The organism is Sphaerospermopsis sp. LEGE 00249 (assembly GCF_014299995.1).
GTDB lineage: Bacteria > Cyanobacteriota > Cyanobacteriia > Cyanobacteriales > Nostocaceae > Sphaerospermopsis > Sphaerospermopsis kisseleviana.
Genome location: NZ_JACJUZ010000113.1, coordinates 1 through 10,446, shown reverse-complemented (window position 1 = coordinate 10,446; position 10,446 = coordinate 1). Strand labels below are relative to the sequence as shown.

Sequence of the window (10,446 nt, the reverse complement as noted above, 5' to 3'; positions counted from 1 at the left end):
GTCCCCAGTCCCCAGTCCCCAGTCACCAGTCCCCAGTCCCCAGTCCCCAGTCCCCAGTCATGTATTGGTATTGTGGTAAATTAATAGAATCGCAAACTCTGGAATTAAATATTAATGATCCAGGTTTGCTTTTTGGAGCTACAGTTTTTACAACTTTAAGAGTTTATGATCATTCCCTTGATCAGAGTTTAACTAACTGGAAAGCTCATTGTTCACGCTTGCAATTAACTTTACAAACTTTCAACTGGCCAGAACCAAATTGGAATTTTGTGCGTCAAGGTGCAGAAATGCTTTTACAGCATTTTCCCGTGATCAGAATTACTATTTTTCCCGATGGGAGAGAATGGATCACAGGTAGATTATTACCAGCAAACTTGACAGAAAAACAAAATAATGGTATAATTGCTGGACTTGCAAAACCAGAATTTGCCCGTTCTCTCCCCAACCATAAAACAGGCAATTATTTGAGTCCTTGGTTAGCGAAAAATAATGGTCAAGCCGTAAACGCCGAAGAAGCGATTTTAATAGATAATGAGGGCAATTGGTTAGAAACCAGTACAGGTAATCTTTGGGGTTGGAAAGATGGCAGTTGGTGGACACCACCATTAGAAGTGGGAATATTGCCAGGGATAGAGCGATCGCACATTATCCAACATTTACAAAACCGTCAAATCACCATCCAGCAAGCACCTTGGACACCACAGCTAGTCAAAGAATTTGCAGCGATCGCCTACACTAACAGCGTTGTCGAGATAATTCCCATTCATACCGTACATCAGCCCACCGGATCGTTAGAATATAATCCTAAGCATCCTTGCTTTTTAGAACTTAAAGGATTATTTCTACCATGACAGGAACGCCATTTTGGTATATCTTAAGATAAGTTAACATAATTCTCATAAAGCCCTCTCTTATTTTAGAGACCTTACACTAACGCCCAAAAAATACAGGAGGATAGACCTCAGTGAATAAAAGATGGAGAAATGCGGGGCTATATGCGCTGCTGTTTATTGTAGTAATTGCTTTAGGGACTGCGTTTTTTGACAACCAACCCCCCCAAGTAGAAACATGGCGCTATAGTCAATTTATTCAAGAAGTTGATCAAGGCAAAGTAGAAAGAGTCAGTCTCAGTTCAGATCGTTCTACAGCAATTGTTACACCTAAATACGACCCCAATAAAAAGCGTGTCACCTTAGTTAGCGATCCAGATTTAATCAATACTCTGAGAGATAAAGGTGTTGATATTGCCGTATTACCCCAAACCGACGAAGGATTTTGGTTTAAAGCACTGAGCAGCTTATTTTTCCCTGTATTGCTGTTGGTTGGTTTATTTTTCTTACTCCGTCGCGCCCAAACAGGTCCTGGTAGCCAAGCGATGAACTTTGGTAAGTCCAAAGCTAGGGTACAAATGGAACCCCAAACCCAAGTCACCTTTGGCGATGTAGCAGGTATTGACCAAGCTAAACTGGAATTAAACGAAGTTGTAGACTTTTTGAAAAATGCCGATCGCTTTACCGCTGTTGGTGCAAAAATTCCTAAAGGTGTATTATTAGTCGGACCTCCAGGAACTGGTAAAACCCTCCTCGCACGTGCTGTAGCTGGAGAAGCAGGTGTCCCTTTCTTCAGTATTTCCGGTTCTGAATTTGTGGAAATGTTCGTGGGTGTGGGTGCTTCCCGCGTCCGCGATTTATTTGAACAAGCAAAAACCAACGCTCCTTGTATCGTCTTCATTGATGAAATTGACGCAGTAGGTCGTCAACGGGGTGCAGGTTTAGGTGGTGGTAACGATGAACGGGAACAAACCCTCAACCAGTTACTCACCGAAATGGATGGTTTTGAAGGTAACACCGGCATTATCATCATTGCAGCCACCAACCGTCCTGACGTTCTCGACGCTGCTTTATTGCGTCCTGGTCGTTTTGACCGTCAAGTTGTGGTAGACCGTCCCGACTACGGTGGCCGCAGCGAAATTCTCAAAGTTCACGCACGGGGTAAAACCTTATCTAAAGATGTGGACTTGGATAAAATCGCCCGTCGGACTCCTGGTTTCACCGGTGCAGATTTATCTAACCTGTTAAACGAAGCCGCAATTTTAGCAGCACGTCGGAATTTAACCGAAATTTCGATGGATGAAATTAACGATGCTATTGACCGGGTGTTAGCAGGTCCAGAAAAGAAAGACCGAGTAATGAGCGAAAAGCGCAAAACCTTGGTTGCTTATCACGAAGCTGGCCATGCTTTAGTTGGTGCATTAATGCCTGACTATGACCCTGTACAGAAAATTAGCATTATTCCCCGTGGTCGTGCTGGTGGTTTGACTTGGTTTACTCCTAGCGAAGACCGCATGGATACAGGTTTATATAGCCGTGCATATCTGGAAAATCAGATGGCCGTGGCTTTAGGTGGTCGCTTAGCTGAAGAAATTATCTTTGGTGAAGAGGAAGTAACTACTGGTGCTTCCAACGACTTGCAACAAGTAGCGCGAGTTGCCAGACAAATGATTACTCGTTTTGGCATGAGCGATCGCTTGGGTCCAGTTGCCTTGGGTCGTCAACAAGGTAATATGTTCTTAGGCAGAGATATCATGTCTGAGCGTGATTTCTCCGAAGAAACCGCCGCTGCCATTGATGAAGAAGTGCGTAAATTAGTTGATGTTGCTTACGCACGGGCTAAGGAAGTTTTAGTAAGTAACCGTCACATTTTGGATCAAATTGCCCAAATGTTGATTGATAAAGAAACCGTTGACGCTGATGAATTGCAAGAAATTCTGGCTAATAATGATGTGAGAACTGCTGCTTTTGCATAGTAGTTAATCAATTTAATCAGTTTTTCAGATGGGGGTATTTCTGTGGTTTCTGGAAATACCCCGATTTTTTTGCTAGGGAAGACGGAATAGGAAGATAGGGAAAAATGTTCTGCTCAATGGAATTAGTAATAATTTAGGAGTATGGGTTTAGCACTACTAAAACCCTACAAAGATAAAAAGTCATTTTATGATCATTTTTCATCACAAAATCTATGTTTTTTATCAACTCTTTAGAAAGTCAATTGCAACGCTGGAACGCAACAATTATTAAACAACCAAATAACCCTAATGTGTACATTCGTCGGGGAATGGTTTATTTTCAATTGGGGAAAATTGAGGAATCAATTACAGATTTTGATACCGCAGAAAAATTAGATGATCGAATTATTCCCTATCTTTGGCAACGGGGTTTATCTTATTATTATGCGGAAAGATTCGCCGAAGGTGCAAAACAATTTGAAATTGATTTAACTGTCAATGCACAGGATGTAGAAGAAACTGTGTGGAGATATCTTTGTATTGCTAGGTTATCGGGTGTGGAAGAAGCTAGAAATTCTTTATTACCTGTGAAAAATGATCCCCGGAAAATTATGCGTTGTGTCTATGATTTATTTGCGGGTAATTGTACAACTGATGATGTTTTGATTGTGGGTAAATCAGAAGGTTTAAAAGGTAATTTTTACAGTCATCTTTATTTAGGTTTGTATTATGAAGCTGAGGGGAATGAAGAGTTAGCAAAAGAGTATATTGTCAAAGCTGCGGATAAGTTTAAAATTGATGATTATATGTGGTATTTGTCACAAGTTCATAAAAACATGAGAAAATGGTTTTGATCAAATACTACAATTAGAATTAGGGGAATTGGGCGTTTTGAGTGACAATAATTATCCAAATTTTCAGCAAAATTACCCATCAGCGGAAGTTATACAACAGGAGATAACAAATCCTAATGTAGAAGTAGGAAGTGGGTTTGTGTGGAGAGGTAAGGGAGAAGAACCACAATGGAATAATCCTAGATCAACAAAAGCCTATGATAATATTGAGCGACATCATGGACCTAGAGTTAGAATAGAGCAATTAAGGGGAAGAATAGCCAGTACACAAAATCCTCAAGAACAATGGTTAAATGAAGAAGACTGGGTAGAGGCGGAGCAAATTATACCTAAATATCCAGGTAGATATATTTTGGATTTTAAACGTCCTATTGGCAGAGTTTATCAAACTAACGGAACTATTATTGAAAATGTAACTCGTGTATTTATTAAAAGAAAAAATGATGGAACATTCAATTGTGGATATCCTGTTTTAGATACATTTAGACTAAGCTAAATCTTATGCAAGAGGTAAGAATGAATACATTTTCTCTGAAATTAGAAGAATCTGTCAATGTAGAATATTGTCTACCCCCTGAAGATCCTAAAGGTGAACTTTCTCATTTAGAAATGGGGTTAAGACTTTTTTGTTTTAGAAATAATCAAAAAGTTTTAATCAAACTTGGAAAAAAGAGAAAGGAAATATTCTTAGATCCTGATATAATCCTGGTACTAGAAGAGTTGCCAGAAAAAATTTATCAGCTTTTAATAGGTCAAAACATTGAATTGGATTTTCCTGAAAGTGGTTTCGCAATTAGTTTTAAGTCATTAGATACTTGGAAAATAAATTGTATTTGGCAAGAGTATGGTTATTCTCATGAAACACATAAATTTACCTTAGAGAAAGTTCAATTTTTATACGGATTTAGACGATTTTTACGGGATTTGGTTAATAAAGCTGTTAAACAGGGTTACATTTCTGATCAAGAAAAAAAGGAATTTATGAAGTAAACAATTTAAATAATTTATTGGCTAAATTCCTAGTTCTATACAAAAATTCCATAATTACCTACCCAACATTTTATCCCTTAAATGCTTAATGCGATCGCGCAATTTTGCAGCTTCTTCAAATTCCATCTTTTTCGCTGCTTCTTTCATCTGTTTTTCCAACACAGTAATTAACTCAGGAATATCCTCCAAAGCAAATTCATCAATATGTTCATCAACCACTTTTAAATCACTCGCATTCAACCGCCGTGAAACATCTAAAAATGATAAAATTGCATTACTCGACTTCTTAACAATCGGTTGCGGTGTAATCCCGTGCATTTTATTATAAGCCATTTGGATACCTCTTCTTCTATCAGTTTCTTCAATCGCTTTAATCATACTATCCGTTAAATTATCAGCATACATAATTGCCTTACCGTTGATATGACGCGCAGCACGGCCAATAGTTTGAATTAATGAACGTTCCGCACGCAAGAAACCTTCCTTATCTGCATCCATAATAGCCACCAAAGAAACCTCTGGTAAGTCCAAACCTTCCCGCAATAAATTCACCCCTACCAAAACATCAAACTTCCCATTTCTTAAATCTTGTAAAATTTCAATTCTTTGAATAGAATTAATCTCAGAATGTAAATATCTAACTTTTATTCCTCTCTCTTCCAAATATTCTGTTAAATCTTCCGCCATTCTTTTAGTTAACGTAGTAATTAAAACCCGTTCTTTTTTATCAACTCTATCCTTAATTTCTCCTAATAAATCATCAACTTGACCTTCCGTGGGACGAACAAATATTTCTGGATCAACTACTCCAGTAGGTCTAATTACTTGTTCTACAATCTTATCTTCAGAAACTTCAATTTCCCAACTTCCAGGAGTTGCAGAAACGAAAATACATTGATTAACCTTTTGCCAAAATTCCTCAGCTTTTAAAGGACGGTTATCAGCAGCACTAGGAAGACGAAAACCGTGATCAATTAAAACTTTTTTCCGTGCTTGATCACCGTTGTACATTCCGCGAATTTGTGGTAATGTAACGTGAGATTCATCAATTACTAATAACCAATCTTTGGGAAAATAATCAATTAAACATTCTGGTGGTTCTCCCGCTTGTCTCCCTGCTAAATGACGAGAATAATTTTCTACACCGTTACAATATCCCACTTCTCTTAACATTTCAAGATCATAACGAGTCCGTTGATCTATTCTTTGTGCTTCTACTAATTTTCCTAATTCTTCTAATTTTAATTTCTGTGATTTTAATTCCGCAGCGATATCAGCACAAGCAATTTCTAAACGTTCTTCTGGGGTGACAAAGTGACGCGCAGGATAAATATTGACTTTTTCTAAACTGCTGAGAATTTCTCCAGTGATAGGATCAATATAACGTATTGCGTCAATTTCATCGCCGAAAAATTCAATTCTAATTATTCTATCTTCGTAAGCTGGCCCAATTTCTAAAACATCACCACGAACGCGAAATTTACCTCTTCCCATTTCTACATCATTGCGGCTATATTGCACAGATGTTAAATCTCTTAAAACTTGCCTTTGGTCAACTTCCATACCTATTTCTAGTTTAATTGCGGCTTTGAGGTATTCTGCGGGCATCCCTAAACCGTAAATACAACTAATGGAAGCAACAACAATTACATCACGCCTTTCAAACAGAGAACGAGTTGCAGAATGTCGCAGCATATCTATTTCATCATTGATCGCTGCGGTTTTTTCGATGTAGGTATCAGTGACGGGAATATAAGCTTCTGGTTGGTAATAGTCGTAATAGCTAACAAAATACTCGACTGCGTTATGGGGGAAAAATTCCCGTAACTCGTTACATAACTGGGCTGCTAGGGTTTTATTATGTGCCAGAACTAGGGTAGGTTTACCAACTTTTTCAATAACTGCGGCGATAGAAAACGTCTTACCCGTTCCCGTCGCACCGAGTAAAGTTTGATAACGATTACTCGCTTGGATGGTTTTCAAAAGTTGAGCGATCGCCTGTGGTTGATCACCTGTAGGAGTAAAAGGAGCTTGCAGACTAAATTCCATGATCACTGTTTCGTTCAATATACCCTTTCCTATAGTAGCGACATCCTATATGGTCTACCATTTCTTGCGTAGGGGTAATTCATGAATTACCCCTACTTCTGTTCTACGCTGCGTCAGTCCTGAAGAAGTCGGGGATCTGAAAGCAATCAAGATTTAGCAATACTTGTTTACATAAATTAATAGTTTAAGTTTACTTATGTATCACTTTTGAAGAAACTTATATATATGGGTTGTTTTTTAGAGTTAAACTCTACATATATTAGGAAAAAATACCTTTCCTTAATTATTGTAAAATTCACGTAACCAGCTAGATGCGTTAGTTTACAAAGCATCTTAGCAGCAAAGGAGATAAAAAAGTGGAAGAAAATAACCAAGGTAATACAGAACAAGCTTCTCAAGGAACAATTGTAGTCGCTGGAGAGCGTCCTATTGGTAGCAGTGGGTTACAAGTTGCAGGAACAGTATCAATTGCTGGTTTACGTCCTATCAGTACAAGTAGCTTACAAGTAGTTGACACATACAATGCAATGGGTATTCGTCCCATTGGTGCCAATACCTTCAGCGTTGTAAACAGTATCAACTTATCTGGAAATCGTCCCATCGGTTCTAGTGCGTTGGTAGTTTCCGAAAACTATTCAATTTTTGGTAATCGTCCAGTAGCATCAAATACAATTGATGACTCTGATATTTTGATGGGTTTTCTAGACTAATTTACCAAAATTATCCTCATACTTTTATCAATTGATAATTGACAATTGACAATTGATAATTGTTTCATTCAAGGCTTCCGCCGTGAGCGTCAGCCGATAGCGTAGCGTGGCGTTAGCCATACGGTTTAAAAGCTCCCCTTTCCAGGGGAAAAAACCAAAAAAAATCCGCTTTTTCAATCCTCTTCCTTGAAGAGAGAGGTCATTTTCAATTTTTCCCAGTCTTATTCATAAACTGGGATTTTTTATGGGAAAAATGCTAAAATCAAGAATCAGAATATTTGCTTATTTATTCCTTTTTGTATAGATATTTAACATCAACTGTATACCTGATGGTGGAAGTAATCAGCCTATATTACCGCTAGTGTGGAATAGTAATTGCAAACAAATAGGACAACAAATGACTTTAGAAGAAAGAGCAAAAGCTACAGCAAAAAATATTGAAGGTAAAGCACAAGAAGCATTAGGAAACGTTACTGGAGATCCAGAAGATAAAATAGAAGGTAAAGCTAAACAAGCGGAAAGCGAAGTACGTCACGCTGTAGAAGATGTCAAAGATAACGTCAAGAAAAAGCTTGATTAATAGTTCGTAGTTGCGATTTATCCCTATAGGTTCGTAGTGGGCGATTTATCGCTAAATTCCCATGTTTTTTAGGGCTAAAGCCCTAACTACGAACCTTCCTGAAAATAGGACTTAAAAATAGGACTTAAATTTTTATTTGTCTGAGGAGAAAAATTATGAATCTAATTCAGGAGAGTCGTAAAATTTTGACTGCTTTTGTCTTGATTTTAATATTAACTTTAACCTCTGCTTGTGGTGGGGGAAGAGTTGCAGAAGTTGATCGCTCAACGACTCCAGCGGTGGGAAGAGATGTGACTTATGCTGAATTAGAACGTGGTAATACTCCCGCAGGGCAAAATTTTGGTAATTGGGTTGTACAAACTTCTAAGGGGTTAATTACTGATGCTTATGTGCGAGATAATAATAAGCTAGGTGTGGTTATTTCTCCTCAAGTTAGTCCTAATGAAGTGCGTCCTTTAGCGAGTTCTTTGGTACAAGGTTTTAGAAAGAATTTTCCTAATCAGGATGTGAAGGTTTTGGTATATAGTCCTGATAAAAAACTAATTTTGACTGCTGATTATGTTGCTCAGACTAATCAAATTAGGTATAGCTAGGAGGATTGTTTTTCAAATATTACGAAATTAACAACCCTAAAATATAGGAGATAATTACAGTGAGAAGTAGTGAAGAATATAGACGTAATATTTTACAAGATTTGGCGCAGGGAAATGTAGAATCTTTGGATAATCTCAACGCCATGACAACGGATGAGTACGAAACCTTTGATGATTTTGCTCAACGCACAACCAAGGATCAAAGAAGACATTTATTTAATCAATCTTTGCATCCAGAACGTATCCCTCCCAGTCAAATGGATCCGGAATTACAAAAGGCCATTTCTCAAATTAAACCGAATGAAAGAGATGATGTTGCAAGAGCATTTTTCAAACAATTAAAGGAACGAGGACTGGATGAGAAAAGGTTAGAACAGCAGTTAAATCTTTCTACCCATCACCCTAACCGCATGACTGCTGATGATGTGAGTACGCTTGCATCTTTTACTTATCATAATCATCCTGATGTTTTCCGTGATGTGTTAGCAGAACAACCAGGAATTATTAAGTTTTTGAGTAATCCTATTGTGGCAGGAATTATCGGTATTGCGGCGGCTAAATGGTTGGGTGGTCGGAAGTAAGGTTTATGGGTAAAGATTTCAATCCTTACATCTTACAACATACTCGATTAGCTTCCTGAACCGCCTGGGAATTAATTCCCAGTCTTTTCTCTCTGTTCTTGAGATAGATGGTTTTTTGCTGGCATAATTCAGAAGCGATAGCTTAGTTACCTAATTCCCTATTATACAATCTAGCTGCACAACAGCTTATAAACCTTAATGAAACAAATCATATATAATAAAAAAAGAATTGGTAAAATCAATCATGCTCAATTACAACCCATTGCATTGTTTACCATCTTCAGAAGAATTACCCGACTCTGACGACACACCAGTGGATAATCAATTACAGCATCTCATTCCTGGTTTGCTAGAAAGCATTCTTGCTTTATTGTGGTCTCAAAGATGGGATTGGTTTTTTGGTGTAGATATGGGAATATATCATGACCCTTATCAACCTGCAATTGTCCCAGATGGGTTTTTAAGTATTGGGGTACATAGATTTATTGATGAAGGTTTACGTCCTAGTTATGTATTGTGGGAAGAAAATAAATTACCGATTTTGGTTTTAGAAGTTGTTTCCCAAACCTATCGGGGAGAATATAGCAATAAAAAGGATTTTTATGCCCATGAATTTGGGATTTTATATTATGTGGTTTATAATCCCCTCCGCAAGAGAAAAGAACCTTTAGAAGTTTATAAATTAGTTGATGGAGAATATGTACTACTCTCAGGAAATCCCGTTTGGTTGCCAGAAATAGGTTTAGGAATTGGCAGAGAAAGGGGAACTTATCAAGGTATAACTAGAGAATGGTTATATTGGTTTGATGAACAGGGAAAAAGATTTTTTACCCCAGAAGAACGGATTCAGGAATCGGAAGAAAAACTTTTAGAAGCGGAAAGACAACGTTTAGAATCTGAAAGACAACGTTTGGAAGCTGAAGAAAAAGCCCGGAAATTAGCAGAAATTCTCAAGAGTTTGGGTGTTGATCCTGAAAGTTTAAGTTAATTAGGTAATTGGGAATTGGGAATTGGGAATTGGGAATTGGGAATTGGGAATTGGGAATTGGTAATTGGTAATTGGTAATTAGTAATTGGTAATTGGTAAGCTGTTGTGCATTTAATTTGTATAAGTGGAACAGGCATCTTGCCTGTTAAACAAGAGTTCAGAATATTAGGATTATACAATTTAGCTGTGTAACAGCTTAATAGTTGATTAAAAAACATAAAATTGATTACCCAGTCACCAGTCACCAGTCACCAGTCACCAGTCACCAGTCACCAGTCACCAGTCACCAGTCACCAGTCACCAGTCACCAGTCACC

At 37.8% G+C, this 10,446-nt stretch carries 11 protein-coding genes; 10 read left to right on the top strand and 1 reads right to left on the bottom strand.

Features of this window, described 5'->3' with window-relative positions:
* Nucleotides 1-59 precede the first annotated feature (59 nt).
* The 5 genes from H5968_RS23625 to H5968_RS23605 all read left to right on the top strand — a co-directional run bounded on the left by H5968_RS23625 (nucleotide 60) and on the right by H5968_RS23605 (nucleotide 4,629).
* On the top strand, nucleotides 60-851 hold the full coding sequence (locus H5968_RS23625; protein WP_187041890.1) for an aminotransferase class IV: 792 nt from the start codon (nucleotides 60-62) through the stop codon (nucleotides 849-851).
* A gap of 113 nt (nucleotides 852-964) precedes the next feature.
* Entirely contained in the window at nucleotides 965-2,806 is a 1,842-nt protein-coding gene (gene ftsH3 / locus H5968_RS23620) for an ATP-dependent zinc metalloprotease FtsH3 (RefSeq protein ID WP_137668077.1), read from the top strand.
* A gap of 212 nt (nucleotides 2,807-3,018) precedes the next feature.
* On the top strand, nucleotides 3,019-3,639 hold the full coding sequence (locus H5968_RS23615) for a hypothetical protein (RefSeq protein WP_187041888.1): 621 nt from the start codon (nucleotides 3,019-3,021) through the stop codon (nucleotides 3,637-3,639).
* A 37-nt stretch (nucleotides 3,640-3,676) separates the two neighbouring features.
* A complete protein-coding gene (locus tag H5968_RS23610) occupies nucleotides 3,677-4,135 on the top strand; it encodes a hypothetical protein (RefSeq protein ID WP_187041887.1) in 459 nt (152 codons plus the stop codon).
* Nucleotides 4,136-4,155: 20 nt separating this feature from the next.
* The gene (locus H5968_RS23605) at nucleotides 4,156-4,629 is read left to right on the top strand and encodes a hypothetical protein (protein ID WP_187041886.1); all 474 of its coding nucleotides are present in this window, start codon (nucleotides 4,156-4,158) and stop codon (nucleotides 4,627-4,629) included.
* A 54-nt stretch (nucleotides 4,630-4,683) separates the two neighbouring features.
* On the opposite strand, the gene uvrB is transcribed toward H5968_RS23605, so the two are convergent.
* Complete coding sequence (gene uvrB / locus H5968_RS23600) at nucleotides 4,684-6,681, bottom strand: excinuclease ABC subunit UvrB (protein ID WP_370569804.1); 1,998 nt, start codon at nucleotides 6,679-6,681, stop codon at nucleotides 4,684-4,686.
* Between the two features lie 353 nt (nucleotides 6,682-7,034).
* Here uvrB and H5968_RS23595 point away from each other — a divergent pair, with 353 nt between their 5' ends.
* From H5968_RS23595 to H5968_RS23575, 5 genes are all read left to right on the top strand, one after another.
* Nucleotides 7,035-7,388, top strand: coding sequence for a hypothetical protein (locus tag H5968_RS23595; protein WP_187041885.1), 354 nt, complete (start codon nucleotides 7,035-7,037; stop codon nucleotides 7,386-7,388).
* Between the two features lie 397 nt (nucleotides 7,389-7,785).
* Complete coding sequence (locus tag H5968_RS23590) at nucleotides 7,786-7,968, top strand: CsbD family protein (RefSeq protein WP_187041884.1); 183 nt, start codon at nucleotides 7,786-7,788, stop codon at nucleotides 7,966-7,968.
* Between the two features lie 155 nt (nucleotides 7,969-8,123).
* Nucleotides 8,124-8,561, top strand: coding sequence for a hypothetical protein (locus H5968_RS23585; protein ID WP_137669267.1), 438 nt, complete (start codon nucleotides 8,124-8,126; stop codon nucleotides 8,559-8,561).
* 59 nt (nucleotides 8,562-8,620) lie between these two features.
* Nucleotides 8,621-9,142: a hypothetical protein gene (locus tag H5968_RS23580; RefSeq protein ID WP_187041883.1), complete on the top strand. Its 522-nt coding sequence runs from the start codon at nucleotides 8,621-8,623 to the stop codon at nucleotides 9,140-9,142.
* Nucleotides 9,143-9,386: 244 nt separating this feature from the next.
* A complete protein-coding gene (locus tag H5968_RS23575) occupies nucleotides 9,387-10,130 on the top strand; it encodes a Uma2 family endonuclease (RefSeq protein WP_187041882.1) in 744 nt (247 codons plus the stop codon).
* Nucleotides 10,131-10,446: the final 316 nt, after the last annotated feature.